This is a genomic window from Estrella lausannensis (genome assembly GCF_900000175.1).
Classification (GTDB): domain Bacteria; phylum Chlamydiota; class Chlamydiia; order Chlamydiales; family Criblamydiaceae; genus Estrella; species Estrella lausannensis.
Map to the genome: position 1 here is coordinate 40,387 of NZ_CWGJ01000027.1, position 25,400 is coordinate 65,786.

General features: G+C 47.9%; 27 protein-coding genes. 18 read left to right on the forward strand and 9 right to left on the reverse strand.

Features of this window, described 5'->3' with window-relative positions; genetic code table 11:
- Window positions 1-6: 6 nt before the first annotated feature.
- The 8 genes from ELAC_RS10220 to ELAC_RS10255 all read left to right on the forward strand — a co-directional run bounded on the left by ELAC_RS10220 (window position 7) and on the right by ELAC_RS10255 (window position 7,863).
- Window positions 7-1,131, forward strand: a complete 1,125-nt coding sequence (locus tag ELAC_RS10220) for a UDP-N-acetylglucosamine--N-acetylmuramyl-(pentapeptide) pyrophosphoryl-undecaprenol N-acetylglucosamine transferase (protein WP_098039192.1) — start codon at window positions 7-9, stop codon at window positions 1,129-1,131.
- Complete coding sequence (gene murC / locus ELAC_RS10225; RefSeq protein ID WP_098039193.1) at window positions 1,131-2,510, forward strand: UDP-N-acetylmuramate--L-alanine ligase; 1,380 nt, start codon at window positions 1,131-1,133, stop codon at window positions 2,508-2,510. The genes ELAC_RS10220 and murC overlap by 1 nt, the downstream gene beginning before the upstream one ends.
- Before the next feature lie 11 nt (window positions 2,511-2,521).
- On the forward strand, window positions 2,522-3,409 hold the full coding sequence (locus tag ELAC_RS10230) for a cell division protein FtsQ/DivIB (RefSeq protein ID WP_098039194.1): 888 nt from the start codon (window positions 2,522-2,524) through the stop codon (window positions 3,407-3,409).
- 216 nt (window positions 3,410-3,625) lie between these two features.
- Window positions 3,626-3,967 carry a divalent-cation tolerance protein CutA gene (gene cutA / locus ELAC_RS10235; protein WP_098039195.1) on the forward strand — a complete coding sequence of 114 codons (342 nt, stop codon included), beginning with the start codon at window positions 3,626-3,628 and terminating at the stop codon, window positions 3,965-3,967.
- An 88-nt stretch (window positions 3,968-4,055) separates the two neighbouring features.
- Window positions 4,056-4,286 carry a KH domain-containing protein gene (locus ELAC_RS10240; protein ID WP_098039196.1) on the forward strand — a complete coding sequence of 77 codons (231 nt, stop codon included), beginning with the start codon at window positions 4,056-4,058 and terminating at the stop codon, window positions 4,284-4,286.
- 15 nt (window positions 4,287-4,301) lie between these two features.
- The gene (locus tag ELAC_RS10245; RefSeq protein ID WP_098039197.1) at window positions 4,302-5,078 is read left to right on the forward strand and encodes an alpha/beta fold hydrolase; all 777 of its coding nucleotides are present in this window, start codon (window positions 4,302-4,304) and stop codon (window positions 5,076-5,078) included.
- Window positions 5,075-6,658, forward strand: coding sequence for a Mur ligase family protein (locus tag ELAC_RS10250; protein ID WP_098039198.1), 1,584 nt, complete (start codon window positions 5,075-5,077; stop codon window positions 6,656-6,658). Before ELAC_RS10245 ends, ELAC_RS10250 begins: the two co-directional genes overlap by 4 nt.
- A gap of 41 nt (window positions 6,659-6,699) precedes the next feature.
- Complete coding sequence (locus ELAC_RS10255; RefSeq protein ID WP_420810335.1) at window positions 6,700-7,863, forward strand: D-alanine--D-alanine ligase family protein; 1,164 nt, start codon at window positions 6,700-6,702, stop codon at window positions 7,861-7,863.
- Window positions 7,864-8,076: 213 nt separating this feature from the next.
- Here ELAC_RS10255 and ELAC_RS10260 read toward each other — a convergent pair whose 3' ends face one another.
- The 3 genes from ELAC_RS10260 to ELAC_RS10270 form a co-directional block, all read right to left on the reverse strand.
- A complete protein-coding gene (locus ELAC_RS10260) occupies window positions 8,077-8,427 on the reverse strand; it encodes a carboxymuconolactone decarboxylase family protein (protein ID WP_098039200.1) in 351 nt (116 codons plus the stop codon).
- A gap of 245 nt (window positions 8,428-8,672) precedes the next feature.
- On the reverse strand, window positions 8,673-9,437 hold the full coding sequence (locus ELAC_RS10265) for a sulfite exporter TauE/SafE family protein (protein ID WP_098039201.1): 765 nt from the start codon (window positions 9,435-9,437) through the stop codon (window positions 8,673-8,675).
- Window positions 9,438-9,446: 9 nt separating this feature from the next.
- Window positions 9,447-10,112 carry a rhodanese-like domain-containing protein gene (locus ELAC_RS10270; RefSeq protein ID WP_098039202.1) on the reverse strand — a complete coding sequence of 222 codons (666 nt, stop codon included), beginning with the start codon at window positions 10,110-10,112 and terminating at the stop codon, window positions 9,447-9,449.
- 86 nt (window positions 10,113-10,198) lie between these two features.
- On the opposite strand from ELAC_RS10270, the gene ELAC_RS10275 reads away from it, so the two are divergent.
- Window positions 10,199-10,492 (forward strand): ArsR/SmtB family transcription factor, encoded by a 294-nt coding sequence (locus ELAC_RS10275; protein ID WP_098039203.1) that lies wholly within the window; start codon window positions 10,199-10,201, stop codon window positions 10,490-10,492.
- Window positions 10,493-10,604: 112 nt separating this feature from the next.
- On the opposite strand, the gene pnp is transcribed toward ELAC_RS10275, so the two are convergent.
- The 3 genes from pnp to ELAC_RS10290 form a co-directional block, all read right to left on the reverse strand.
- Window positions 10,605-12,707 carry a polyribonucleotide nucleotidyltransferase gene (gene pnp, locus ELAC_RS10280; RefSeq protein WP_098039204.1) on the reverse strand — a complete coding sequence of 701 codons (2,103 nt, stop codon included), beginning with the start codon at window positions 12,705-12,707 and terminating at the stop codon, window positions 10,605-10,607.
- A gap of 396 nt (window positions 12,708-13,103) precedes the next feature.
- Window positions 13,104-13,373 (reverse strand): 30S ribosomal protein S15, encoded by a 270-nt coding sequence (gene rpsO / locus ELAC_RS10285; RefSeq protein WP_041016844.1) that lies wholly within the window; start codon window positions 13,371-13,373, stop codon window positions 13,104-13,106.
- 151 nt (window positions 13,374-13,524) lie between these two features.
- On the reverse strand, window positions 13,525-13,776 hold the full coding sequence (locus ELAC_RS10290) for a hypothetical protein (RefSeq protein WP_098039205.1): 252 nt from the start codon (window positions 13,774-13,776) through the stop codon (window positions 13,525-13,527).
- On the opposite strand from ELAC_RS10290, the gene ELAC_RS11790 reads away from it, so the two are divergent.
- The 4 genes from ELAC_RS11790 to ELAC_RS10310 all read left to right on the forward strand — a co-directional run bounded on the left by ELAC_RS11790 (window position 13,775) and on the right by ELAC_RS10310 (window position 15,654).
- A complete protein-coding gene (locus tag ELAC_RS11790) occupies window positions 13,775-13,927 on the forward strand; it encodes a hypothetical protein (protein ID WP_158227870.1) in 153 nt (50 codons plus the stop codon). The genes ELAC_RS10290 and ELAC_RS11790 overlap by 2 nt on opposite strands.
- A gap of 231 nt (window positions 13,928-14,158) precedes the next feature.
- Window positions 14,159-14,884 carry a hypothetical protein gene (locus ELAC_RS10300; RefSeq protein WP_098039207.1) on the forward strand — a complete coding sequence of 242 codons (726 nt, stop codon included), beginning with the start codon at window positions 14,159-14,161 and terminating at the stop codon, window positions 14,882-14,884.
- Window positions 14,844-15,362 carry a tRNA adenosine(34) deaminase TadA gene (tadA, locus tag ELAC_RS10305; protein ID WP_098039208.1) on the forward strand — a complete coding sequence of 173 codons (519 nt, stop codon included), beginning with the start codon at window positions 14,844-14,846 and terminating at the stop codon, window positions 15,360-15,362. The genes ELAC_RS10300 and tadA overlap by 41 nt, the downstream gene beginning before the upstream one ends.
- Window positions 15,343-15,654: a hypothetical protein gene (locus tag ELAC_RS10310; RefSeq protein ID WP_098039209.1), complete on the forward strand. Its 312-nt coding sequence runs from the start codon at window positions 15,343-15,345 to the stop codon at window positions 15,652-15,654. The genes tadA and ELAC_RS10310 overlap by 20 nt, the downstream gene beginning before the upstream one ends.
- 61 nt (window positions 15,655-15,715) lie before the next feature.
- On the opposite strand, the gene ELAC_RS10315 is transcribed toward ELAC_RS10310, so the two are convergent.
- Both ELAC_RS10315 and ELAC_RS10320 read right to left on the reverse strand, forming a co-directional pair.
- Window positions 15,716-16,420, reverse strand: a complete 705-nt coding sequence (locus ELAC_RS10315) for a hypothetical protein (protein ID WP_098039210.1) — start codon at window positions 16,418-16,420, stop codon at window positions 15,716-15,718.
- Between the two features lie 316 nt (window positions 16,421-16,736).
- Window positions 16,737-17,633, reverse strand: coding sequence for a rhomboid family intramembrane serine protease (locus ELAC_RS10320; RefSeq protein ID WP_098039211.1), 897 nt, complete (start codon window positions 17,631-17,633; stop codon window positions 16,737-16,739).
- A 358-nt stretch (window positions 17,634-17,991) separates the two neighbouring features.
- Between ELAC_RS10320 and ELAC_RS10325 the strand changes: the two genes are divergently transcribed.
- The 5 genes from ELAC_RS10325 to ELAC_RS10345 all read left to right on the forward strand — a co-directional run bounded on the left by ELAC_RS10325 (window position 17,992) and on the right by ELAC_RS10345 (window position 23,990).
- Entirely contained in the window at window positions 17,992-18,873 is an 882-nt protein-coding gene (locus tag ELAC_RS10325) for a glycosyltransferase (RefSeq protein ID WP_098039212.1), read from the forward strand.
- A 1,317-nt stretch (window positions 18,874-20,190) separates the two neighbouring features.
- Window positions 20,191-20,613 carry a hypothetical protein gene (locus tag ELAC_RS10330; protein ID WP_098039213.1) on the forward strand — a complete coding sequence of 141 codons (423 nt, stop codon included), beginning with the start codon at window positions 20,191-20,193 and terminating at the stop codon, window positions 20,611-20,613.
- A gap of 82 nt (window positions 20,614-20,695) precedes the next feature.
- Window positions 20,696-21,463, forward strand: coding sequence for a hypothetical protein (locus tag ELAC_RS10335; RefSeq protein ID WP_098039214.1), 768 nt, complete (start codon window positions 20,696-20,698; stop codon window positions 21,461-21,463).
- A 47-nt stretch (window positions 21,464-21,510) separates the two neighbouring features.
- Window positions 21,511-23,541 (forward strand): phosphoribosyltransferase-like protein, encoded by a 2,031-nt coding sequence (locus ELAC_RS10340; RefSeq protein WP_098039215.1) that lies wholly within the window; start codon window positions 21,511-21,513, stop codon window positions 23,539-23,541.
- Window positions 23,542-23,561: 20 nt separating this feature from the next.
- The gene (locus ELAC_RS10345) at window positions 23,562-23,990 is read left to right on the forward strand and encodes a hypothetical protein (RefSeq protein WP_098039216.1); all 429 of its coding nucleotides are present in this window, start codon (window positions 23,562-23,564) and stop codon (window positions 23,988-23,990) included.
- A gap of 54 nt (window positions 23,991-24,044) precedes the next feature.
- Here ELAC_RS10345 and ELAC_RS10350 read toward each other — a convergent pair whose 3' ends face one another.
- Window positions 24,045-25,268: an IS256 family transposase gene (locus ELAC_RS10350; RefSeq protein WP_098039060.1), complete on the reverse strand. Its 1,224-nt coding sequence runs from the start codon at window positions 25,266-25,268 to the stop codon at window positions 24,045-24,047.
- Between the last annotated feature and the right edge of the window lie 132 nt (window positions 25,269-25,400).

Sequence of the window (25,400 nt, forward strand, 5' to 3'; positions counted from 1 at the left end):
GCATCCATGGTCAAGCGGGTAATGATATGCACAGGAGGAACGGGGGGGCACGTTTTTCCGGCTCTAGCCCTTGCCCGACAGCTTAAAGAGGAGATGCCATCCCTCTACATCTGCTTTGCGGGCGGCGGTCTTTCACAAAACCGGTTTTTTGACAAGGAAGCCTACCCATTCAAAGAAGTCCTCTGCGGCTACTTTCCCCTCAAGAACCCTCTCAAATGCGTTGCATCAGCAGGTAAAGTGATGGCAGGAGTCATCCAGAGCGGACGGATCTTAGACGAGGTTAAGCCTGATCTGGTGATCGGTTTTGGCAGTTATCACACGCTGCCTCTTCTGATTGCCACTAAGCTGAGAGGTGTTCCCTATATTCTCCATGCAGCAGACAGCATACCGGGCAAGGTTATCAGATTGATGTCCGGAAGCGCCCTTGCGACAGGGATCACGTTTCCGATGGCAAGAAAGTATTTAAGAGGTCCGGTCGTGGATGTAGGGTCGCCCTTGCGCGAAGACCTGAGGCAAGGCAGGCCTGAAAAAGAGGAGGCCCTTGCCCGCTATGGGCTTAAAGCGGGTAAAAAGACGGTTCTTATCTTTGGAGGGTCTCAAGGGGCGGCATTCATTAACGAGATGATGGAAACGGCATCCAAGTCACTGCACTCTTTAAACGGCGCTGTCCAGTTTATCCATCTGACAGGGTTGAAAGGGGATACTTCTGGTCTTGTCAAAGCGTACCGGGAAAAGCAATTCGACGCCTGTGTCAAGCCCTTTGAGGATAAAATGCAGTATGCGTGGACGGCGGCAGACCTTGTAATATCAAGGGCCGGAGCCGGAACGATCGCCGAACAGATTGCGTTTGAAGTCCCGGGAATATTGATTCCCTATCCCTATGCTTCGGAGAACCATCAGGAGATGAATGCCGAGTTTATGGCCGGGGAAGTGGGCGGTGCAAGGGTCATGACAGAAGCGGGCTATTCCTCCGCGGGCTTCGATCTTCTCATGAAGCAGCTCATCACAAACGAGGACGAACTTTTTACGAAAATGCAAGAAGCGATACGGAACTTTAAAGAAAGAGCGCCAGCAGAAGATATGTGTTCGCTTGTGAAAAAATTGATGCCGACAACGACAGGGGAAAGCTAATGAAGAGCACTCATTTTATTGGAATCGGAGGCATCGGTATGAGCGCCCTTGCCAAAATTCTTCTGATGCAAAAGATTCCCGTGAGCGGAAGCGATATTGCTTCTTCCTACGTTACCGAGGAGCTTAAATCCCTTGGGGCAAAAGTGCATATCGGGCACGATGCCGGCAATGTTCCTCAAGATGCCATTGTAGTCTACAGCACCGACATATCCAAAGACAATCCGGAGTTTCTCTTCGCGATCAAAAATCATATGGAAGTGATGCACAGATCCGATCTTCTGCAGAAGATGATGAAAGGGAAGAAGACAGTCGCCATCGCGGGAACTCATGGCAAAACCACCACCACTTCTCTGATGGCAACGGTATTTACCGAGTGCGGCATGGCTCCGACGTTTGCTGTCGGCGGGTTTGTTAAAAATTATGGAACCAACGCACTGTGGGGCGCTGGCGAACATTTCATCGCCGAAGCAGATGAAAGCGACGGTACATTCCTTAAGTATACACCCTTTGGAGCCATCGTCACAAATATCGGAATGGACCATATGAGCTATTTCGGCACTAAAGAGCGTCTGAAGGAAGCTTTCCTTAAGTTCCTTTTCAAAGTGCAGTCGCACGAGCACCTTTTCTTTTGCAAAGACAACAAAGACCTCAATGAAATGTGCCATCATGGGGTCGGCTACGGATTTGCAGAAGACTCGGAGCTGCGGGGCAGCAATTTTGTGCAGGAGGGTTGGAAGCTCTCTCTCGACATCCGTTTCCATAGCAAGTTCTACAAGAAAGTAGAGGCTCCTCTTGTCGGATTCCACAATGCCCTTAACGTCCTCGCCGTGTTCGGCTACGCCGTGTCCAGCGGAATTCGGGAAGAGGCGATTCGTGCTGCGCTGCTTAAATTCGAGGGTGTCAAGAGAAGGTCGGATGTGATCGCCAAAAAGGAGGGGGTCGTTTTTGTCGACGACTATGCTCACCATCCTACCGAAATCGCGTCGACGCTGCGCGGTCTTAAGTCGGTCTTTCCGGCCAACCGACTTGTGGTTGTTTACCAGCCCCATCGCTATAGCCGGGTCAAAGATTGCAAAGGAGCATTCGGAAAAATATTTGATGATGCCGACGAGCTCATTGTCACTGACATCTATCCAGCCGGTGAGGCGCCTGTCAAGGGAGTGGATGCCATGAATATTGTCGAAGAGGTACTTGATTCTTCCGACGTGTCGACGGTGTTTGTTTCCAAAGACAAGCTTCATGACCATCTGAAGGGCTTTTTGAAGAAGGGCGATGCGGTTGTCTTCATGGGCGCCGGAGACATCTCCTCTTTCGGAAGGCAGTTTGCTTCCCAGTATCAGGCCAGCTGTTCGACGGAATCCATCTCGATTTGTTCATGAGCTGATAAGAGATGGATCCAAGGGTAGAACGAGTCTCTTTCTTGACGGGAGTGGCCATAGTCTTGGGTTCTCTTTGCTTCACGTTCGTCACGGCTTTTATTTCTTACCAGTACTATCAACAGTGGCTGGAAGAGAGGAAGCTTGATCCCAAATATCGTGTGACGGGGGTTGTCCAGACAGGAGCGGTGAAAGAGCCTCTGCCTACGCTGGCGCTGATCGAACTGATGGGGCTTTCTTTGGACAAGCCTTTAAATCTTTACGCCGCGTCCGAAAGAAGGCTGGAGAACCAGCTGATGAAAACGCCCTTTTTCAATCGGGTTAAAGTCAGCAAAGTCTATCCGAATATTCTCTACCTTGACTACGAAGCCAGAAAACCGTTTGCCTATCTGAAAGACTACACCAACATCCTGATTGCCGAAGACGGCACCCTATTGCCTTTTAAACCCTTCTTTCCGCCAAAAAACTTTCCTGTCATTAGCCTGGGGCCTTCGATGATCGGTGTTAGCGACCAAGAGAGTGTTGTCGGCTATGTAATTCCTCAAAAGACTCTGGAGCTAATCAAAAATTTTACGAAAAGTGTCGAGCGTTACTTTGAGGAAAGAGGGTTTCGCGTCGTGTTTATCGATTTTCAGAATGCGGGGGCAGGAAGCGGAGAGCTGTCCGAAATTGTGGTTTTGACGGAAGGCAGAAGGAGGCTTAAGAGCGGCAAAGATATCGATTTGCAGGTTTTGATTCGCTATGCGCTCGATAGCTACAGCGAGACGATTGAGGTGTTTGACCGCATTATACAAAAGGAGTCGCAGCGTATCGATCGGGCGATAGGCAAGAGTGAGGCAGTGACGTCTTGGCACCTGTTGATCGACCTGAGGACTAAGGGAATAGCGCTGGTCTCTCCCTGAATTTCAATTGGGCTCTTGATGTTTCATGACACCCTCAAATGTTGTGATGAATATTGCCTTCGGTATATACCGAAAGTGTCTGAAAATTTGAGGTTTTGCTTTTGGAGAAGTCTCTTCATGAAAGGTTCCGGAGGGCTTTGCTGACGCGGAAAATCAAGTTTTGAGGTGCTTTCGACATAAATCACTAAGCAAGAATTGTTAAAAAGGAAGGTGGGGATGACGCAATACATTGAAATACATTGGACGACGGCTACTATCGACGAGGCGAGGCGTGTTTGTCGCTTCCTCGTCCAGGAAAGGCTTGTCGCCTGTGCACAAATCACGCCTTGGATAGAGTCCATCTACATGTGGAATAACCAGCTGGAAACAACACAGGAGAGCAAGGTCGTATTCAAGGCTCTGCTGGAAAATTTCGATGAGATCAGAGGTGTCATCGAGAAAAATACTTCCTATGAAGTGCCCGAAATCACCTACCGCTTCATCGATGGCGGCAACACCTCCTATCTTGAATGGGTCAAAGAATCGGTCCAAATTGATAAGGCAAGCTCTCAAAAATGAGGCGAAAAAATGGAAGTTATGCGATCCTTGCGCCCTTTGACGCCTTATACCGAAATGCACACCATTTCACCAACAAAGAGAATCAAGCATGAAAGAGTTTATTGAGTACATTGTAAAGAATCTTGTAGACGAGCCGGATCAGGTAACTGTCCATTGCGACCAAGGAGAAAAGGGGCTTGTCGTTGAAATTCGCGTCGGGCAAAAAGACATCGGCAAAGTAGTTGGGCGCAAAGGAACTACGATCAATGCGTTGAGAACCATTGCCATGACGGCGTGCGCAAGGCTGGGCCACAAGGTGCGCGTTGAACTGGTAGAGTAATTATAGGTTGAAGCCATGAAAAAAGAGGGATCCGCTCTTCACTTCGTAAGGTTAGGGAAGGGGGGCATCCCCCTTGTCATGATTCATGGTTTTGGTAATACACTGGAGAATCTACGACCTCTCGCAGAGCTTTTATCGGATACAAGAGAGGTCATCCTGATCGATCTTCCCGGTTTTGGAAATTCCCCTCCGCTAGACTCCGCTGTCTCCGCTGAGGATTTTGCTGCGTTGCTGAAAGACTTCTTGGATAAAGAGGCGATAGCAAAGATCGATATCGCTGGACATTCTTTTGGCGGCAAGGTCGGAATGATGTTTTCCTCCCTATATCCCGACAGGATAAGAAAGCTGGTGCTGATCGCTACTTCAGGACTCAGGAGAAAGCGGACGCTTACTCAGTCTCTCAGGTTTCATTCAGTTAAAACGCTTGGCAAAGCGGTTAAGCTGTTTGATAAACTCTCTGGCAAGCACCTCTTCAAAAGCTGGTTCGCTCCCCAATTTGGTTCGAGTGATTACAATCTTTTCCCCCATGTGAGAAATATTCTCGTTCGCTCGGTCAATGAAAACGTTGACGATAAGATTTTCAAAATCAAGACTCCCACCTTAATCTTGTTTGGAGGGAGGGATCAGGAGACTCCACCGGAAATGGGGCATCGCCTGAACCGTATGATAAGACAGTCTCAGCTTGTAATCTATCCGACGCTCGATCATAGGCCGTTTGAAGATGTCGGAAGGCATCTGATGCAAAAGCATATTCATCAATTTTTGGAAGATTTCTCCCTGGTGCGCAAATGATCTCTCTTCTATCTCTGCTCGCGGCATTTTCTTTTTTTATCTACCGCAGGATGAAGAGGCTTTTACGCTACCTGCAGCAAGACGATTATATTCCTTCGAGATTCGTTCGATGGTTTGTTGAGAAAAAAGCTTTTGATATGAGGGGATCGGCCGTCGCTCTTTGCGGAGGGGCGATATCCCTTTTGGGCTGGGAAGCCACCCCCTGGATGGCTTTAGGCTATCTGGTCATTGGACTCATGGAGAATAACCCAGAGAAATCAGGGAAGATGCCGCTTAAAATGACAGCGAGGGCAAAGCGTATTTTATGGGTTGCCTCGGCCATGCCCGCCCTCTGTTTTGCGATGCTTCTTCTACTCTTTTATCGCTTCTTTCCTGCCTGGCCCGCAGCTCTTCTGATCAGCCAGGCGGTGCCTCTTTACCTTCTTGCAGCCGTGGCAGTTTTGAGCATTGACGAGACGAGGCGGCAGAGACGTTTTATGGAGGAGGCAAAGAAAAGGCTTCTTGACGTCAACCCCCTCGTGATCGGGATCACGGGAAGTTACGGTAAAACGACGACAAAACATTTTCTATCCAAGCTGATGCAGCAATCTCTGGGTCCTACGTTTTTTCCCGGAAAAGGCGTCAACACCCCCATGGGAATAACACGTGAGATCCGCGAGCGCCTGAAAGACCGCACTCCTTATGCGGTGGTGGAAATGGCGGCGTACGGGAAGGGATCTATCCATCGTTTAACCAAACTGACTCCGCCCAGAGGGGCAATCTTAACAATTATCGGTAAAGCCCACCTGGAGAGGTTTGGCAGTCAGGAGATGATCCGCAAGACAAAGGCGGAGCTGGCAGAGGCAGTTCCGGAAGATGGCTTTTTGGTATTGAACGGTGACGATCCACTCTGCAGAAAAATTGGCTTGGAGAACCCTAAAAAGGCTGTCTTGTACTATGGTTACAGTGAAGATCTCGGGCCTCTCGATTTAAAAATGACACTTCTAAAAAGCGGTGCCGCTGGCACGGAAGTGGAATTTCTTTGGAGGGGAAAACCCTATACGGCAACGGTTTCACTGCATGGCAAGCCCATCATCGCCAATCTCGGATCGGCCTTTTTGACTGTTTGCCACCTCGGTGCCGATCCTGCTTTTGTCACTGCACTGCTTCCTCATCTTGAAGCGTACGATAACAGACTGCAGGTGCGCCGCGAGGGCGACATCACGGTCTTGCACGACGCTTACAACTCCAACCCGAGCGGCTTTAAAGCTGCTGTCGATGTGCTCGCTTCCGTTGACGGGAAGCGGCGTATTCTGATGACTCCGGGAATGATCGAACTGGCTGAAGAGCAGGAGAAAGAGAACGAAGAGGTTGCTTTTGCCTCCGCCAAAGTAGCTGATTTAGCGCTGATTGTCGGAGAGACAAACCGAGAGGCCCTCAAGAGAGGTCTTTTAAAAGGGGGCATGAGCCCGGAAAACATCCTCTTTTTTAAAGGGCGAGACGAAGCATTTCACTATCTGAAAGACAATAGGAAGGAGGGAGATGTTCTCTTAATCGAGAACGATCTTCTTGACCTTCATGAAGCTAAAGAAGCTTTTTAACGACCGGGTGCACCATGGCTAAACGTAAATGCATCGCCGTAATGTATGGCGGCAGATCTTCCGAGCATGAGATATCCATTATCACCGCGCTCCAATCGATGCAGGCTATCGACCCCCTATCCTACGAGGTAATTCCTGTGTATCTTGCCTTGGATGGTAAGTGGTATACCGGAGAGGGGCTTTACGATAAAAAAACCTACACCCGGTTCGATGCGGAGAAGAAAAAGCTGAGGGAGATCCTGCTTCCGGCAGATCCCTCCATTCGCGGATTTGTTCCTGTCGAGGGGGGAGTCGTTTCCTTGACCAAACCGTTTCGGCCTGACGCCTGCCTGTTGGCGTTCCACGGGCAATATGGCGAAGACGGCTGCGTTCAAGGGCTGCTTGAGCTAGCTTCCATTCCCTATACCGGCTGCCAGGTCATGGCCTCTTCCGTGGCGATGAATAAGACAGTGTGCAAAAAGGTGGCGCAGGCAGAGGGAATTCCAACTCTTCCCTATGTGGAAGTCAAACGGCAGGCGGCGGTAAAGGATATTTGCAAGCTTGCTAAGGAGGTCGAGGACCGCTTGGGGAAAGATTCCTATCCCTACTTTGTGAAACCTGTGCATTTAGGTTCTTCGATCGGCATATCCAAAGCCGGCCATCTGGAGGCTTTAAAGGTCTCTCTGGCCAAAGCGCTTCAGTATGATGAAAAGGCTCTGGTGGAGCCTTGCGTTACCAACATCATGGAAATCAACGTAGCTGTGCTGGACACAAACCCCATCCGCACTTCGGTGGTGGAGATCCCTTTGTCATCGGGCGGGGCCTTGAGCTATGAGGATAAGTATATGCGGGGGGGATCGAAAACATCGGCGGCAAGTCAGGGGATGGCCTCGTTGCAGAGAGTGATCGACCCGGTTGACCTCTCATGCGAGATCAAACGCCGCGCACAAGATTTTGCCGCCCGGTTTTATGAATCAATCGGAGCCAAAGGGATCGCCCGGCTCGACTTTATCTTGGATTTAAACAGCGACACTCTCTACTTCAACGAGATCAACCCGATTCCCGGCTCTCTCTCGTTTTATCTTTGGGAGAAGTCAGAGCCCAGAATGCTCTATCCGGACCTGATCCACCACCTGATCGAATCGGCGCTCTCGGGCGCTGCTGCCAAAGATTGCCTGGTTCCGCTAGTTGGTTTCAAAGCGCTTAAGTATACCGAAACAAATTGAAGAATTGGTCTTTGGCTTCGTCGGGTTTACTTAAGAATTTTCGTTCTCACTCGCGCCTTGCCTCTCGGCAATGGTCGCTCGCTCTGGACAAAAATTCTTAAGGCCCTCCTGGCCAAATTTCCAATTCTTCAAGTTGTTGCGGTATAGCTTTTCGCTTTTCCCGAAAGAGGCCGGAGGTGACGCCCTCCGGCCCTGTCATCCAAAGAATTGGCTCTATACTCTCTCTCTTGTGAACTGATCGAAAGCAAGCAAAGCATCGGCGGCATACATCAGAGAAGGGCCTCCTCCCATATAGATGGCCATGCCGAGCACCTCTGCTACTTCTTCCCGTGACGCGCCGAGACGCGCGAGAGCTTTGGCGTGATAGCCCAGACACCCATCGCATCGTGCAGCGACGCCGAGCGCAAGCGCGATCATCTCTTTAGTTTTTTCATCGAGCACCTTGGTCGTCGTCGCTGATCTTGCCATAGTGGTGAAACCGGCCATGGTGTCGGGTATCAGTTTGTGCAGCTCTTTGCTGTAGGCGCTGATATCTCCTATAATCGACTTATAATCTTTGGTCATCTTAGTCTCCTTGTACAGGCTTGATGTTACAGAATCACTGAGTAGTCTAAGCTTTCATGGCTTTTATACCGGAAGTATCTCAAAACTTGGGATTTTGGCTTTGAGAAAGCCTCGGGATTGAATGATCGTAAGTCACCTCATATTTCTAATATTAGGTGGCTTACGATCATTCAATCGCGAGAGCTTTCTCTTTGCCAAAAACCAAATTTTGAGAGACTTTCGGTATAGTCTATGTTCAGCACTTGTTACAAAAATATGTCGATCAACATGAAAATGGCGAGAGAGGCTGTCACTGAAGCAAATAGGACCCGGGTGATTTGATCCGGCAGCCTGTTAATCACAGAGGTGCCGATTAGGAGGCCGAGGGCGCCACCGAGAATAAATGGGATCAGTGCTCCAATATCCAGCGTTGCACTTTCGATCAGATGCCCGGCCAAAGAGGTCAGAGAGATCATTGCGATACTGGCCAGGGATGTACCGACCGCGGTGGCGTAGGGCATGGCGAAGATTAAGTTTAAGAAGGGGACGATAATAAAACCGCCGCCGACGCCAAAAAAACCTGCCATAATGCCGGAAATGGCGCCGCCGATGTTGATTAACAGCAGAGTTGAAAGCCTCGTGCGTTTACCGGGAGGTTTAGTTGTGAGAAAAGAAGCGGGCCGAAGCATTGACCAGGCAGCTACCAGCATGAGCAAGGCAAACAATCCCACTCGGAAAGTTTCGTTGACCTCTGATGTCAATCCCACGGTTATCGGCGACACGATCATACCTGCCAGAGAAAACTGAAACGCCGCGACCCAGTTTACCTTTTGATCCAGGGTCTGTCTAATCGCTCCGAAGGCCGCTATGCAGGCAACGACTAACAAGGAAATGACAAGCGCTTGCTGCACGGGCATTTTGGCGCCATAAACGAGGAGCGGGATGGCCAAAATAGACCCGCCGCTCCCCGTCAGTCCAAGTGAGAGGCCGATTAAAGCGCCATACCCGACTAGCGATAGATCAAAGCCCATGCTTGTTTCCTATTTTCGTCTGTTTGAAATTTGGCAGCTATCTCCTTTTAAGGGGGCTCCCTCCGGGGCATGACAGGTGCTTTTCACCGGAAAAGAACAGCAAGAAGGCCCCTCTGTTTGCTTTTCTTTCCTGTTCCAGGGCGCTTTGGCAAGGAGCAGACCCATGCCGCAACTATCTGTCAATCCTGCAAAAACCAGTCCGCCTCCGACAAAAAGAGGGATGAGGGTAAAGAGCGGGTTAATCAGCAACCCCAGAGCGGAACCCGTCAGGGTGAGTAGACCCGCTGCAATGCGCACTTGGCGCTCCAGAGATATCGGGCGCTTATAGGAGGAAATTTTGTTTCCGTAGCCTTTGATGGGATGCCCAAATTCTTCGCAGGCGATAATCCCACCCTCAATGACCTTCACATTGCTGTATCCGGAGGCAACAAACGCCTGTGCCGCTTGGCTGGCGCGTTTGCCGCTGCGGCAGAGAATGTAGACAGCGGCATCGTGGGCAAGTCCGTGTCTTTTCATGAAATCACTTGGGTTTAATTCGTCTACCGGGACGAGCACGTGCTCGAAGCCTATGTGCTTTTCATCATGCTCCACTCGGGTGCGTACGTCCAGGATGATTTCGTTTTTGAAGTCTACGGGATGGAGGCTTTCGGGGCCGACGGTTGAAAAACTTTCCATAAAATCTCCCTTGGGTTTGCTTAGTAGTTCTTGATGTTATAATATCATTATATTATAATAATGTAATATAGTCAAGGAGGGGGATTATGGAGAGCAAAAAAGAGAAGCTGGACGGGCTGCTCAAGCAGCTTGCGCACCCGGTCCGGTTATCAATTTTGTGCAATTTAGCGCGGAAAGGCGAGATGAGCGTCTCGGAAATCGTCGAAGCAGAGGGTGGCGCAGCGAGTCAGTCGCAGGTGTCGCAGTTCCTTGGCAGGATGCGCAGTGAAGGTTTGGTTAAAACGCACAAGGAGGGGCAAACGGTCAATTATAGTATTGATTCGCCTAAAGCTAAAAAGGTGGTGGAAGCTCTGTACGCGATATACTGCGGAACGAATTGACGGCCGCTCAGCTGATTTTGGCGATCTAACTGATGCGGTTTCTGGCAGAGACTCAAATCGAACACTTTGTCTCCAAAAAAAAAGCCCGGCTCTAAAGCCGGGCTTTTGACATTTAGGCGCTCGCCTGCGGCAGCGTTGCCTTGCGGCTTAGCTTAACTTGGCCGCGGTCATTGATTTCCAACACCTTCACATGGACGGTGTCTCCTTCTTTCACGACATCCGTCATGTTCTTAATGCGGAAGTTGTCAAATTCAGAGATGTGGCAGAGGCCTTCTTTACCGGGAAGGATCTCGACGAAAGCGCCGAAAGCGACCACAGAAGTGACTTTGCCTTCATAGACCTTGCCGACTTCTGCTTCGGACGTAATGCCCAAGATGATCGCTTTGGCTTTTTCGATCTGTTCGAAGTTGGGCGAGGTGATGGAGATGATGCCATCATCGTTGATATCGATTTCAACGCCTGTCTGCTCAATGATCGCACGGATCTGTTTGCCGCCGGGACCGATGACCTCGCCGATCTTGCTCTGCTTAATCTTGAGCGTTTCGATACGAGGCGCATGCTTGGACATCTGCTTTGGAGCAGGGGATGCTTGCATCATCTTCTCCAGGATGTGGAGTCGGCCTTCCTTGGCTTGGTTCAGCGCGTGCTTCATGATATCGATGGTGATACCTTCGACTTTGATATCCATCTGGAAGGCAGAGATACCCTCTTTGTCACCGGTGATTTTAAAATCCATGTCGCCGAGCGCATCTTCGATTCCTAAGATGTCGGAGAGGATGGTGAACTTGCCTTCCTCTAAAATGAGGCCCATTGCGATCCCGGACACCGGACGGGTGACAGGAACGCCGGCATCCATCATCGACAGGCAGCCGCCGCCGACGGAAGCCATGGACGAGGAGCCGTTGGATTCGGTGATGTTCGATTCCAGGCGGATGACGTAGGGGAATTTTTCCTTCTCGGGGAGTATTGCCCTTAGAGCTCTTTCCGCCAGCTTGCCGTGGCCGACTTCACGTCGTCCCGGTGGGCCGACGCGGCCGACCTCTCCAACGGAGAAGGGGGGGAAGAAGTAGTGTAAGTAGAACCTGTCGGCATCTTCGCCCTCAAGGCTCTCGGTACGCTGAGCCATTGTTTCGCCGCCGAGTGTGCAGACAGCGACGGACTGGGTTTCGCCGCGTGTGAAGACGGCGCTGCCGTGCGTTCTTGGAAGGTAGGACATCGCGATATCGATCGCTCTGATGTCTTTGACGCCTCTTCCATCGCTGCGGACGCCTTCTTCGAGAATCATCTTACGCATGATCGTGGATTCAAGCTCTTTCAAGGCTTTCTCTACCATGGAGGGGTCGTGAGCGGGTTTATCCTCTCCTTCCGGACAGAGCGTTTCCATGACTTGCTTTTTGATAGCTCCCTGAGCCTCTTCGCGCTCTTGCTTTTTGATGATGCGGAGAGCGGAAAGCAGCTTTTCTTTGGCGATCTTTTCAACAGCCTGGTGGGTCGCTTCCGGGATGACAAGCAGGATATCTTCTTTCATCTTGGGCTTGCCGATCTTGACTTGCCAGTCATGGATGGCGTGGCACTGTATGCGGATGGCTTCATGGCCGAGCTCGATGGCTTTCAACACTTCTTCTTCAGTCAGGAAGTCTGCGTAGCCTTCGATCATCAAGACAGCGTCTTCAGTACCGGCAAGCATCAGGTCGAGACGGGACTCTTGCATTTCCTGGATGGTCGGGTTGACAACGAATTCGCCTTTGATAAGACCTACCCTGGCGCCGGCAACCGGCTTGACGAGAGGGATGTCGGAGATGGCGAGTGCTGCGGATGCGGCTGTGATGGCGAGGGGATCGGGTGCTGTTACGCCATCGTAGGACCAGACGTAGCAGAGCAGCTGCACTTCATTGTAGAAGCCTTCCGGAAACATCGGTCTAATGGGTCTGTCGATCAGTCGGCTGATCAGGATCTCTCTTTGCGAGAGTTTGCCTTGACGCTTGATGAATCCGCCCAGGGTTTTGCCTGCGGATGAGAAGTTTTCCTGATAGTCTACTCTGAGTGGTAAAAAGTCGGCGGAAGCCGCTTTCCCTGTAGCGCAAGCGGAACAAAATAGCAGGGTTTCGCCCGAGCGGACGACGACAGAGCCGTTGGCTTGTCTGGCGATCATCCCGGTTTCGAAGCTGATCTTCTTTCCTGCGACTTCGATTTCCATCTGTTGTTTTTGAAACATGAGTTATCCTTTGTTTAGCAATTTCAGTTGTGTGCAGGGAAGCTTACAAGACTGTCTGCAAACTGTAATCTAACGCTTTGTATGCTGATTTCAGTTAAGGCTTGTTTAGCCTTTATGAGAGGGAGAGTGGAGAATAGAATTCAGAAAGCAAGCCTCGATCATCCTGTCCAAGCCGGGTTTCTGATTTCTATTGACTCCGCAGTCGGCTTTGATCGCCTTCCGCTTTGTTTCCCGCTCGCTTTCCCTACAAGTTTAAAAACGGATTGTAACCCGTTTAGTGTGCGGCAACTATCAGCAAAATCCAGGGGATCCTGTGTTTTGTCGCTGACCGTTAGCCTCTTAAATAACAAAGGCAGCTATGCAGCTGCCTTTTTCTTTCGCTTTCGCCTCTTAATATCAGCGACGCAGCTTCAGTTTGGTAATCAGCGACTGATAACGCACCGTATCTGTCGAGTTGAGGTAGTCTAAAAGACGTCGTCTCTGGCCGACAAGCTTCAAAAGTGCGAGCCTTGACGCGTGGTCTTTTGGCGAGCGCTTCAGGTGCTCTGTCAATTCAGCGATGCGTTCGGTCAGAATGGCGATTTGCACATCAGCAGATCCAGTATCTTTTTCGTGAAGCTGGAACTTTTTTGTGATCTCTTCTTTTGTTCCTTTATCTAGAGACATTCAGCGAATCCCCCTTCCTGAGATTTTGGACAATTTTTAGACAAATTGTCTTGGTTTGTATTGTTTTTATAAGGATTTTATTAAGATTATAGCACATGGCCATTTATTCGGCAAGGAAAGGAGCTGTAGAGAGCGCCTGTATGCGCCTTGGTCAGAGTTTAGTGTCCAGGATCACTTCTATATAGGGGGCTTGTCTTGCCATCGGATCTTTGCGCAGCACGACTTTAAAGGGAATTGAGATCGTTCCTTTGTCTTTAAGATCCTGGAGCTCTTCGTAAATTTCCTTTTTCAACTGGTCGTCGGCTTGTTTTCCCTTGTGCTTGGAGAGTATCTTTTCGATTTGGGCGTGCTCTCTCTCTCTTAGGATCTCATAACCGTAAAAAGGATGTTCTTCTTCTGTCATGCGAACTCCGCTCGATAAGGATAGGAAAAGTCAAAGCACTCCGGGAGCTTCAGAGATGGATTTGGCTGAATCGTTCCGCGGACTTTTTCAAGAGGGGATTTGCAAAATCTTCCGAAGAAATGGGGGCCGCTCCAGGCTGCTTGAGCGCTGAAATCGACCGATCGGATTTTCTGCACATCCTCCAAGCTTGCGTGCTTGATTTTTCTTTCATAATCATGGTAGATTCAAAGCCATTTATCACACAAGCCAAAGTGTACATGCCGGTAGAACCTAAAAATGGATTGTAAACGGGGTATTTTCCTTGAGAGGAAAAGCGCCCTTTCCAAAGCCTTCGGTGTAGCTATTTGTGTCACAACGACTTGTATAACCCCAAGGGATGCCCATGCTGAAAGATACGACCTACCAGGAAAAATTTGTTATTTTGAACGACTGGATTCCTGTGATCATCGATGAAGTGAAAAAAGACTTAAGACAGGATCATTTGAAGAGAGACATCGGGTTTGCCCGTCAGTTTTTTCCATCGAAAAATCCCAGCAAGCTGACAATTGATGAGTTGGTGAGCGGCTACGACAAAGCGCTGGCCAAGCCGGAAATCGCCGAGGAACTCGGTGAATTCATCTCTAACCGCTGGCTGCTTAAAAATACCGATCTCTACTACTTTTTTGAAGAGAATCTTAAAAAGGTGACGACTGACTTTCAAGATCTTAAAGAGTTGGAAAGACCTTTTGCCGATAAATTGGCAGAAGAGGCCAGCCGTCTTTTCGGATCCGGCAAGGTTTACCTGTTTTCCATTTTGAACTCCGTTGTATTCCCCAAAGAAGTTTTAGAGACCTTGAGAAAGGATGCAGAGGCAGAGCGCGCCAAGAAAATTGCTAAGGACAGCGAAGATCTTGAGATGAAGACTTGGCAAGATAGAGAGAAAACCTACCAGCTGCAGATCGCCCGTCTCGAAGATCGTTATGAAAAGAAAATCTTAGGACTGCAGAAAAAATACCAAATCGACATCGAGACGCTGAAAAAGCAGATCGCCAACTTGCAGAGAAAGGTTGTAGAGTCCAAGGGAGAGCATGAAGCCGCTGCCGTTTCAGATAAGCCCGCAAAACGCTGACGAAATTTTTATGCTGGAAGCCCTTAAGGAAGCCTGGAAAGGCTTCCAAAAGGGCGAGGTACCCGTAGGAGCTGTCGTCGTCAAAAACGGCAAAGTGATTGCGAGGTCGCATAACCAAGTCGAAATGCTGAAAGACGCGACGGCGCATGCCGAGATGCTGTGCATTACAGTCGCTGAAGCGCATGAAGAGAACTGGCGTCTGAAAGGCGCCACTCTCTACGCGACGCTTGAGCCATGCAGCATGTGCGCCGGTGCCCTTCTTCTTTCCCGGGTTGATCGTCTTGTCTACGGGGCGCCCGACATCCGTCATGGTGCGTGCGGAAGCTGGGTCGATCTCTTTGAGAAGCCGCATCCCACTCATTCCATCGAAATTGTCAGAGGAATTCTTCAGGAAGAGAGCGCTACTCTGATGCGCGATTTTTTTAAAAAACGAAGGCTCGAAAACGAAGGTGCGATCAATGGGTCTGAACCAGCCTGACGATAAAATCAGTTGGCGTCTTGTCGAAAAAACGATTCAGGAAGTTATTCAGGATCAGGAGAATAAACTCTTCGCTGCCGGGAAGCGCTTTGTGCCCCATCTGACGAAAGAGGATCTTCTGCAGCCCAATGATTTTGAAGAGCTCGAAACCAACCCCTATTTCCGCTACGAAGAGGGGGTTTTATGCGGTCTTTTGACGATCCAGATGGCGATGCAGGCTCTTCGGCAGGAGAGATTGCACAGGAAGAGCGCTGAATATTCCGTCTCGCCGTCTTCTTCCTCCGATGCATGACCCGATAAAGGCATTGGCCTTTGTACCGAAAGTGTTTCCAAAATTGGGTTTTTGACTGTCGCTAGATTCGGGGGGATATCCCGGATTCAAAAAATTGAAGCGCTTTTTTCAAGCTGGTGTGGAATTCATAGAGCGCCTGATTGAACAGTTTTTCTTTCTCTTCTGCGCGAAGAGTTGCCGACTGATAGATGCGTTCAAGGAGAAGCAGGGTGTCTTCCTGCCTGTCCTCTATAGTCTCAATCACATCTTCCAAAAGAAATTTCCATGAAGTCTTAGCATCGTCGATTTCGGCGTGCTCAATGGCTCTTTGATAACGAAGGTAGAATACTTTACGCATGTAGAGGCGCTTGGCTCTGTGCTTGGCATTTTTTGCAAAGCCAAGGGCGATCTCGCGGTGAGGCTGCATTTTGGCAGCGAAGAAAAATGCTAAAGTCGCCAAAGTGGCCGAAAGTCCGGCAATGAAGATTTTGGTTCCTAAGGTAGCGGCTATCAGGTGGTCGGCGATAAAATTGTAAGAGGTCGAGCAGATGTATATGCCGAGAAAGCTGATGAGGATTCCCAGAATAAAAAAGATCGTTTTATAGAGGACAACGATTCCTTTTTTCAGCGTGTAAGGATGGTGGCTGAAAGAGGTACGGTTAGCCTCCAAAAGTTGCTTGAAAAGTTGGAGATCGTGGCTCAATTGCTTCTGCTCATGGGCTTTGAAATTCTCCAACTCCTCGAAAGCTGCTGTAGGAGAATCAAATGGTTTGACTTTTACTTTCATACACATTTAATTGTTTGTTTTGTAAATATCTTAAACTTTGTATTAATTAAAGTCAATCAATCTTAACCAATAATTAAAAATCGCTGTAAGTAATTAATATAAATTTAGAGGGTGCAGGCTGGGATTTAGCCACGAGAGCACAAGCGCTTCAGCAAGCCTAAAGTGCGGGGAGTTGATACGACGTATGGTGGAATTGGGGAGTTTGGCGGTGCGAAATCTCCTAAGATTGCAAGTCGCCTCATGGTTTTAAAATTGGGCGACTCACAATTTTTTGAAAACCGGATTTTGAGACACCTTCGGTGTCATTCGGCTTTTTTTAGCGAGGCTGGTTTTTTTGCCTGGAAATTCTTTGCATCCGTTTTCGCTCCCGGGCGGTGAGGGACCCCTCGCCGAATTTGGAAATCTTTTCGAGCATATCATCCATGAACTCCTCATCGGTATCTTCCCTAAAGGAGCGGATGTCGATGATTTTGGAGCCGCTCTTTTTGCGGAAATAGAGCTTTGCTCTGGCTAAAAAGATCAGGAGGTTATCTTCGGCCGATTTGATCAGCCGCCAAGGGCTTTTAAGATGCCAGGAGGTCAATGCGAAGAGCCACCCTGTCATCGCTCCGCACGCATTGAAGGCAAATAGAGGAAAGTCGAGTGCCGAAAGGGGAGGAATGAGCGTGAACAGCAGAACGATCAAGGTCAGCCACTTTGCCTTGATCGAGAGAGGGAACATGAGAAAGAGACGCCCCTCGCCGTTTAATGCTGTCCAGGCCACCAAGATAGCAAGGACCTGAGGTGTGCAGCCGGTCAGGATCGCACTCGTGTGATTAAGGTAAGCGAAAGCCGCTCCGCCGATGCCTCCTAAGAGGGTGGAGTAGAGGTAGAGTTTGACGAACGCTCTAGTCCCCATTCTTTCCACAATATTGGTTCCCATGATCCACATGACATAAAGATGGATCGCTAGGGTGATCATGTAGAAAAACGTGACTCCTTCGCCCGGGGTTCCGTAAGTAAGTGGATAGGTGACGAGCTGAAAAAGAAATCCTTGGAAGAGGTAGGAGGTGTTCAGTGCAAGAAAAGTTTGCGGGCCGGGAAGGGCGAAGACAGCATTGACGAACACTTCCGCAAGCGACGAGAAGAGGGCCGACAGTGCGGTGATCAGTATCAATCTTTTGATCACAAGGGGAGTATCGGCAGGTCCTGGATGTTGATAGTCTCTGTTCATGGGCCTTCGAAGTTAAGCAAATGGATGATTTATACCGAAAGTGTCTCAAAATCCCGAATTTTGAGACACTTTCGGTATAAGTCTGGTTTCGGTATATGTATACCGAAACAACTTGAAGAATTGGTCTTTGGCTTCGTCCGGTCTACTTAAGAATTTTCGTTCTCACTCGCGCCTTGCCTCTCGGCAATGGTCGCTCGCTCTGGACAAAAATTTCTTAAGGCCCTCCTGGCCAAATTTCCAATTCTTCAAGTTGTTTCGGTATACCCCTTTGACTTTAACCAGTATTAGTCACCTTTTCCCGGATTGCAAGGTCTTTTTACTTGCCCATGCCGGATGGATGGAATGGAATTTTTCATTGATGACAAAGCAACAGCTCGATCTGACGACTGCGGAGATTGCTGCCGATAAGCTTAAAGATCCGCTCCCTTATGTGCTTTTTGAGGAAGAGGGGTATTTCAACGATTATGAATACCCTAAGGTGACGATTGTCGTCCCTACCTATAACTGCGCGCAGATCATCTCTCTGACGCTGGAGACCATTTTGGACCAGCAGTACCCTGATTTCGAGGTGGCGATCATCGATGGCGGGTCGCAGGACCGCACTCTTGAGGTCATTAAAAGTTTCCGTGACGATCGCATTCGGCTATACTCCGTGACCGGTTTTCACCGCTATGAGATGCTGAACCGGGGTATTACAAGAGCGCTCGGTCAGTACATCGCCTTTTTGTTTCCTGGTGACTACTACGTATGGCGCCATACTCTGAAGCTGATGATGACCAAGGCGCTTGAGCTGAACAGTCCCGACTTGATCTACTGCGGGGCGATTTTACGCGATGGGCGAGGCGATCTAAAAAATTTGTACCGCCCTCTGACGCAAGATTTACTGCGGATGGGGCAGCAGCCCACCACTTTGCAGTCCTGCTTTTTCAAGAAGGAAATGTTCAAAAAGATTGGAAAATTCGACACCGGCTTAAAGCTGCGGGGAGGGTTTGACTTGCTTTGCCGCTTCATGCAGGCAAGCGACCTGCGGTTTGGCTCCGTGCATCGAATCTTGACCGATTATGACTTACGGATCGTCACAAAAGAAATGGTCGTCACCCATTTTTTCGAATCGATGCGGATCGTCTACAGGTATTTTGGGCTGAGGGCTACCTTGCGCTGGCTTAAGCATCAAAAAGACATTTCCCGCCTTTTCAAGCTGTGGTTCTCCAGGTTGAAAGTCTCCTTTCTCGGCCGTTAAGGGGCTCTTGGCAAGAGCACACTCACTCCTCTTTGGGCGCTTTTCGTGGATCCATTACTGTCTTGGCGCCCGCCAGATCAAATGAAATCCCTCACAAAGACCTTAACGAAAGCGCCTTTCCTTCCATTGCTTTCGGGGTAAATGGCGGAGTTGTTTTGAAACAGCTCCACCTTCTTCCGGCAGAAACGGTCTCTTTTCTATAAGCCATTGCACTAGTCTTGAATTAGCTCCGCCAAATCGGCATTCGACAGTCACCCTCATCGCTTTCTGTGGGATGCACGTAGCGCATTACTCCACGGCCGCAGGCATCAAGAAAAAAACACGCGAACCGGATCTCTACTTTGCACTGAGTGAAGAGGTTGTCAGAGCCCCATCGGGTGGTTTTAACTTTTCGGTCTCTCTGTAAAGGGATTATTTAGCATGCAAAATTTGGACTTGTTGCTGAATCCGAATTAGAACGCTCCTCATTTAGACAGGATTACTAACTTGCAAGTTTCTGTGCTTTTACTTTCGTGGCGATAGCATATTCATTCCTCTTTGGTGATTATCTTGGATCCATTACTGCCTTGGCATCCGCTAGTTTGCCAAATCAAATGAAATCCCTCTTAAAGATCTTAAAGAAAGCTTCTTTCATTCCACTGCTTTCAGGGATAAATGGCGGAGTTGTTCTGATACCCCACCCCAACCTCTTCCGGCAGAAACGGTCTCTTTTCTATAAGCCATTGCACTAGTCTTGAATTAGCTCCGCCAAATCGGCATTCGACAGTCACCCTCATCGCTTTCTGTGGGATGCACGTAGCGCATTACTCCACGGCCGCAGGCATCAAGAAAAAAACACGCGAACCGAATCTCTATTTTGCAGTGAGTGAAGAGGTTGTCAGAGTACCATCGGCTGGTTTTAACTTTTCGGTCTCTCTGTAGAAGGAGAGCATTTTGCTTGACCATGAAATAGTTGACCGGGAGTTACATCCTATTTCCCGGCGATTTAGGAAATTTTACTTACCGGATAGGTAGGTTTCCCGGATGATTTGACGCCTCTTCTCAAGAGCCGATCGCCTTCTTCTTTCTGCCGGGGATTAAGTTTAAATTCAGTCAACCGCTTAAGTCTTACTTCTATGTCTTCTACGTCTTCGGAGCAAGTCAGGTGGTGTTCTAAACGAGGAGCGCTTCGTCTCTCACTTCTTGCAGGAATATTTACGTAGCAAAGTCGATAATAAATCTGCTCGTCTTTAAATAAAATTATTTAATTGAAAATGTGATCGCCTTGTTAAAATAAAATTATAACTTTGTTTTGTTTAGTTAATCTGAGGTGCGGGTATGTTGAATCCTGTAATTAAAAATCAGTATTACAATCAATTAAGTGAAGTAAGTGGTGTGCAAGTTCCAAGTACCTCCGCTGTACATGGTGAGTTAACCACAGTTAATAGGAAAATTGATAATATTTTAAAAGAATTAGGTGATTTTAAAACTCCGGTTGATGAAAGGGAGTTATATAAAAAGCTAGAAGAGATAGATAAGAAATTAAAGTGTTTTGATGAATTACCTGATAGTAAATTTTCTAGCAATGAAAAGAGGGGTGCGAGAATACACGGCAATATTCATAAATGCGAGGAAATTGTCTCGCAAATAATGAAACAGCTTGCAGGTGGGGAGGATGTGTCTCAATTAGCTTCGGGGCAACCGGATCTGAACGCAGCGATGCTTGAAAGTAAAATTAAAGAGTTTGAACGAGCTGCCTGATACGCAATTTGCTGAAACTCCAAGGGTGGCTACGAGAATACACAAAAAAGTTAGTGACAGCGAGACACTTGTTTCTACAATAATGAAAGAGCTTGTAAGTGGACAGGATGCGTCTAAATCAGCTTCGGAGCAACCGGATCTGAACGCAGCGATGCTTGAAAAAAAGACTCTTGAGGCGGCATCTTTGGCGGGTCTGAAAGAAGACGCTGCACCGCGAATGCAAGAAACAAAGCCCCCTGCGGCTACCCCCCCCTCCTCCTCCTCCTTCCAGGCCGAAGCTTCCGCTGTAACTTCCGACAAAGCGAAGGTGGAACCTGCTAGACGCGAGGGAAAGAGTTTTCAAGAGGTCTGCAAGAATTACACTGTTCCCCTATCAACAAATCCGTCGACCCCGCCGAATGGCATCAATGAGCTAGACAGGGTTATGGTCGATGAAAGAGGAAATGAGTATGGAGAGAGAAGAGATCTCTTCACAAATTTCACTAACGCAAAGTTTAACGATGGCAGAGACATTTATTCAAATAGCCAAAAGGAGGCTCTTCGTGAGTGTTTTAATAACACAACGTATGTTTCCTGGGAGGAGTTTGACAAGCAACTGGATGCGGTGGCGAAGTACATTGACGAGTCAATTCCAGAGGGCAAGGATTATGTCGTTGTTGTCAAAGAGGGTAAAAGCAATAAATGGGTTGCTGAGCTAATGGGCCCCAAGTTAAAACACCTGCCCTTAGATGCCTTGGAAACCCCAGGTCAAATCAACGAATTTCTGGCTGCCAACCCTTCGGTGCGTAATGTCGTATTTTTTGACGATGCCGTCTATTCAGGCTCCCAACATATGTGGTTGTCTTGTTAATATAAAGATATACCTTTGTTTTATTTAATGTAATCTGAGGGGTGGGTATGTTGAATCCTGTAGTTAAAAATCAATATTACACTCAATTAAGTGAAGTGAGTGGTATAAGAGTTCCAAGTAGTTCCGCTGTACATGGTGAATTAAATACCGTTAATAGGAAGATTGATAGTGTTTTAAAAGAATTAGGTGATTTTAAAACTCCGGTTGATGAAAGGGAGTTATATAAAAAGCTAGAAGAGATAGATGTAAAATTAAAGAGTTTGAACGAGCTGCCTGATACGCAATTTGCTGAAACTCCAAGGGTGGCTACGAGAATACACAAAAAAGTTAGTGACAGCGAGACACTTGTTTCTACAATAATGAAAGAGCTTGTAAGTGGACAGGATGCGTCTAAATCAGCTTCGGAGCAACCGGATCTGAACGCAGCGATGCTTGAAAAAAAGACCCTTGAGGCGACAGCTCTGGCGGGGCCGAAAGAAGACGCTGCACCGCTAGTGCAAGAAGCTAAGCCTCTTGCTGCTACCCAATCCTCCTCCTCTCCGACCGAAGCCTCCGCTGTAACTTCCGGCAAAGCAGAGGTGAAACCTAGCGGACCGGAGGTAAAGGTTTATCCACAGGACTACGAGAACTACACTGTCCCCCTATCACCAAATCCGTCGACCCCTCCGAATGGCATTAATCGGCTAGATGGTGACATGATCGATGAAACAAACAAAAACCTTGGAAAGAGAAGAGATCTCTTCACTGATTTCATTAACGCAAAGCTTCTCGATGGTAGAGACGTTTATTCGAAGAGCCAAAAGGAGGCTCTTCTTGAGTGTTTTAATAACACAAAGCATGTCTCGTGGAATGAGTTCGACGAGCAACTGGACGTGTTGGCGAAATACATCAACGAGGCTATTCCTGAAGACAAGGAATATGTCGTGGTTGTCAAAGAGGGTAAAAGCAATAAATGGCTCGCAGAGCTGATGGGCCCCAGGTTAAAACGTCAACCCGTTGATGCTTTGGAAACCCCCGAACAAATCATCAAATGTCTGGCTGATAGGCCTTTAGTGCGTAATGTCGTGTTTTTTGACGATGCCGTCTATTCAGGCTCCCAGCTAAGTGGTTATATGCAAGATATTATAGAAAAGCTTGAAGAACAGAGGAAGGCGGATATAGAAAAGCTTAAAAAAGAGGGGAAGGAGGGTATAGAAAAGCTTGAAGAACAGGGGGAGGGGGATATAGAAGCGCTTGAAAAACAGGTGAAGGAGAATATAGAAAAGCTTGAAGAAAAGTGGCGGGAGATAATGAAAGAGCCAGTAAGCTTCAATATCGCGGCCCCTTACATGACATCTTACAGCGAGGAGAGATTTGCAAAGCTGAACGAGAGTAGTCTTTTCAACGAGAACAATTTTAAGATCGCTGTGGCTCCCCATCAGACGATGCAATCTGCCGCAGTCCAAGTGGACGAAAAGCATCACCAAGCGCTCAATGAAATTTATTGGCCACAGTTTTTGCCTATAGAAAGTCAGGGTGAAAAGGATAGAGTGGCCATACAATTAATAAACATCCTGAACACCCTCACCTACTCGGGGGGTGAAGACGGAGCAAAAGTGATAAAATATATGAAAACAAACTATGAGGGGTTTGAGGATATATTTAAAAAGCTAGAGGCAAGAGCGGAAAGGCTTGATATAGACAATGACTCGGGTTTGTATACAGATGATGAATTGGACTACTTTATAGAGAACACAAGATTCATTTTGGATAGCTACAAACATGCTTATGTTCAAGGGGATAATAAAGTAAAAAAAATGCTTGAAGAATCTTACTGGTTATTAGCAGGAAATGACGCTCTTCAGTATTATTTTTCGAATGATTCAGATAGGGGATTGCACTCTAAGACGCTCACGGTTTTCGACCATAAGACAGCTGATGGCTTGTCGGTTTTGCCGTGCTATGACAACGGAGAACATATGGTGAGGGGCCAAAAAGTAAATGGCCACGATAAAAATGGTGATGTTACTAGGTTTCGCGCACGTTTCTTCGCCTGCGGACTAGATAATGCCTGGTATAAATTAAACAAGTCAAAGTGAGTTTAACAAGAGGTAGGATTATGCTCCCATTAACGAACCATTTCCTGATCTTCACCCCTAAAGAAGTCAGCATCGACATGGAGGCAGACTGCGATGGCGAAGTAAAGAAACTGCGTCTCTCTGTCCTTGCCCGCAAAGTGGATGTTAGCGGTGTGGCTATTTGGAAGATCAAAGTCGTGGCGGCAGGAGAGGCTATCAAAGATAAAATTGTTCAAAAAGAGTTTGATGCAAGCACTTCCCGTCGGTTTCTACTCAATATAGGAATCTTTGATCCCTTGTACCTTCCAGAGGATGGTGTTACTCTCAACTTAGCGCCGCTTCTTTCCCAAAGCAGGCCCCTCGGTGAGCTGAAAGAAAAAGATATTTGCACTCTAGAGACTGAATATCAGGGCGGACTCGTTTTTGATATTGAATCGCATCTCAAGCGGGAGATTAAAGAGGTTTCTTGATAAAAACCGCGATTCTGATTATTTGAGTCTGTCAATTTTTTTGTGTAAATCATTTCATTGGTTTGTCAAACCAAGACGGTCACCGTAGGCAATCGCCAAATAGGAAATCACTGTTTTCCATTCACGTATCGGCATAGTCCATTTTTTGGCTACATCACGGATCGCCAAATACAGAGCTTTGAACAACGCCTCATCAGTTGGGAAAACAGCCTTGCTTTTTGTCACCTTCCGGAATTGCCTATGCAGCGATTCTACGCAATTTGTGGTATAAATCATACGCCGAATAGGGGCAGAAAACTCGAAAAATGTCTTCACGTTTTCCCAGTGCGTAATCCATGGCTTGACTGCTAGTGGATAATCCGCCTCCCAGCGCATCCGCAGCTTTTCAAGATTCTGCTCCGCAAGTTCAAGGGTACTTGCTCCATATACCTCTTTAAGCCCCGTCATAAATGGTTTCGAGTGCTTTGTAGGAATAAATTTTATAGAATTTCTGATCATATGAATCACGCATAGCTGGATTTTCACATCAGGGAAAATCGCCCTTATAGCGTCAGGCAAGGCTTTCAGCCCGTCAATGCACGCTATCAGAATATCTTTGACTCCGCGGTTCTGTAAATCAGTGCAGACCTTCAACCAGAATTTAGCCCCCTCCGATTCCCCGATCCAAAGGCCCAGAACATCCTTTTTCCCTTCAGTATCAATCCCAAGGCAAGTATAGGCAGCTTTAGAAACGACCTTTCCGCCTTCTTTTACTTTGTAGTGGATAGCATCGAAGTAAACAATGGGATACACAGGCTGAAGCGGCCTTCCTTGCCAATCAGTTGCAACCTCGACAACTTTTTCGGTGATGTTCGAGATCATCGCAGGAGATATCTCAAATCCATAAAGCTCTTGGATATGCGATTGTATATCCCGCGTAGTCATTCCTTTGGCGTACATTGAAATGATCTTATCATCAAAAGAGCTGATGCTTCTTTGATGTTTTTTTACAGCGATAGGCTCGAATTCAGCATTGCGATCTCTGGGTATTTCCAGATCAATTTGGCCGTAATTGCTTTTGACTGTTTTTTTGGATCGTCCGTTACGGGTGTTTCCCGATAGGTGCCCCTCATGGGAATGCTTTTCATACCCGAGGTGTTCATCCATTTCTTTTTGGAGCATTTGCTCCAACATTTTACCTATAAGACGCTGAATAAGGCCGTTTTTGCCGGTAAGATCGTCGGCGGTTTTACATTTTGACAATTCGGCTTGAAGGTCAAAGTTAGCAGGTAGATTCATTTGTCTGTCTCCTAGTGTAAGTACATTAAACCATAGCTACACTTCGTTTCGCTGTGGCAATTTTCTCTTGAAGAGGGAGAGTAAAACACTCTACCTAGTCAAAGTTATTTACACATTTTTTTTGACAGACCC

What these genes read in the sequence shown, in the direction of transcription:
- ELAC_RS10335 (WP_098039214.1), top strand. Translation starts at nt 20,696, where the DNA reads ATGAAAGAGCTTGTAAGTGGACAGGATGCGTCTAAATCAGCTTCGGAG.
- ELAC_RS10230 (WP_098039194.1), top strand. Translation starts at nt 2,522, where the DNA reads ATGGATCCAAGGGTAGAACGAGTCTCTTTCTTGACGGGAGTGGCCATA.
- ELAC_RS10265 (WP_098039201.1), bottom strand. Translation starts at nt 9,437, where the DNA reads ATGGGCTTTGATCTATCGCTAGTCGGGTATGGCGCTTTAATCGGCCTC.
- rpsO (WP_041016844.1), bottom strand. Translation starts at nt 13,373, where the DNA reads ATGTCTCTAGATAAAGGAACAAAAGAAGAGATCACAAAAAAGTTCCAG.
- ELAC_RS10330 (WP_098039213.1), top strand. Translation starts at nt 20,191, where the DNA reads ATGTTGAATCCTGTAATTAAAAATCAGTATTACAATCAATTAAGTGAA.
- ELAC_RS10245 (WP_098039197.1), top strand. Translation starts at nt 4,302, where the DNA reads ATGAAAAAAGAGGGATCCGCTCTTCACTTCGTAAGGTTAGGGAAGGGG.
- ELAC_RS10290 (WP_098039205.1), bottom strand. Translation starts at nt 13,776, where the DNA reads ATGACAGAAGAAGAACATCCTTTTTACGGTTATGAGATCCTAAGAGAG.
- ELAC_RS10350 (WP_098039060.1), bottom strand. Translation starts at nt 25,268, where the DNA reads ATGAATCTACCTGCTAACTTTGACCTTCAAGCCGAATTGTCAAAATGT.
- ELAC_RS10255 (WP_420810335.1), top strand. Translation starts at nt 6,700, where the DNA reads ATGTATGGCGGCAGATCTTCCGAGCATGAGATATCCATTATCACCGCG.
- ELAC_RS10320 (WP_098039211.1), bottom strand. Translation starts at nt 17,633, where the DNA reads ATGAACAGAGACTATCAACATCCAGGACCTGCCGATACTCCCCTTGTG.
- murC (WP_098039193.1), top strand. Translation starts at nt 1,131, where the DNA reads ATGAAGAGCACTCATTTTATTGGAATCGGAGGCATCGGTATGAGCGCC.
- ELAC_RS10310 (WP_098039209.1), top strand. Translation starts at nt 15,343, where the DNA reads ATGGGTCTGAACCAGCCTGACGATAAAATCAGTTGGCGTCTTGTCGAA.
- ELAC_RS10315 (WP_098039210.1), bottom strand. Translation starts at nt 16,420, where the DNA reads ATGAAAGTAAAAGTCAAACCATTTGATTCTCCTACAGCAGCTTTCGAG.
- ELAC_RS10240 (WP_098039196.1), top strand. Translation starts at nt 4,056, where the DNA reads ATGAAAGAGTTTATTGAGTACATTGTAAAGAATCTTGTAGACGAGCCG.
- ELAC_RS10345 (WP_098039216.1), top strand. Translation starts at nt 23,562, where the DNA reads ATGCTCCCATTAACGAACCATTTCCTGATCTTCACCCCTAAAGAAGTC.
- ELAC_RS10260 (WP_098039200.1), bottom strand. Translation starts at nt 8,427, where the DNA reads ATGACCAAAGATTATAAGTCGATTATAGGAGATATCAGCGCCTACAGC.
- ELAC_RS10270 (WP_098039202.1), bottom strand. Translation starts at nt 10,112, where the DNA reads ATGGAAAGTTTTTCAACCGTCGGCCCCGAAAGCCTCCATCCCGTAGAC.
- ELAC_RS10275 (WP_098039203.1), top strand. Translation starts at nt 10,199, where the DNA reads ATGGAGAGCAAAAAAGAGAAGCTGGACGGGCTGCTCAAGCAGCTTGCG.
- ELAC_RS10220 (WP_098039192.1), top strand. Translation starts at nt 7, where the DNA reads ATGGTCAAGCGGGTAATGATATGCACAGGAGGAACGGGGGGGCACGTT.
- ELAC_RS11790 (WP_158227870.1), top strand. Translation starts at nt 13,775, where the DNA reads ATGCGAACTCCGCTCGATAAGGATAGGAAAAGTCAAAGCACTCCGGGA.
- ELAC_RS10300 (WP_098039207.1), top strand. Translation starts at nt 14,159, where the DNA reads ATGCTGAAAGATACGACCTACCAGGAAAAATTTGTTATTTTGAACGAC.
- cutA (WP_098039195.1), top strand. Translation starts at nt 3,626, where the DNA reads ATGACGCAATACATTGAAATACATTGGACGACGGCTACTATCGACGAG.
- tadA (WP_098039208.1), top strand. Translation starts at nt 14,844, where the DNA reads ATGAAGCCGCTGCCGTTTCAGATAAGCCCGCAAAACGCTGACGAAATT.
- pnp (WP_098039204.1), bottom strand. Translation starts at nt 12,707, where the DNA reads ATGTTTCAAAAACAACAGATGGAAATCGAAGTCGCAGGAAAGAAGATC.
- ELAC_RS10250 (WP_098039198.1), top strand. Translation starts at nt 5,075, where the DNA reads ATGATCTCTCTTCTATCTCTGCTCGCGGCATTTTCTTTTTTTATCTAC.
- ELAC_RS10325 (WP_098039212.1), top strand. Translation starts at nt 17,992, where the DNA reads ATGACAAAGCAACAGCTCGATCTGACGACTGCGGAGATTGCTGCCGAT.
- ELAC_RS10340 (WP_098039215.1), top strand. Translation starts at nt 21,511, where the DNA reads ATGTTGAATCCTGTAGTTAAAAATCAATATTACACTCAATTAAGTGAA.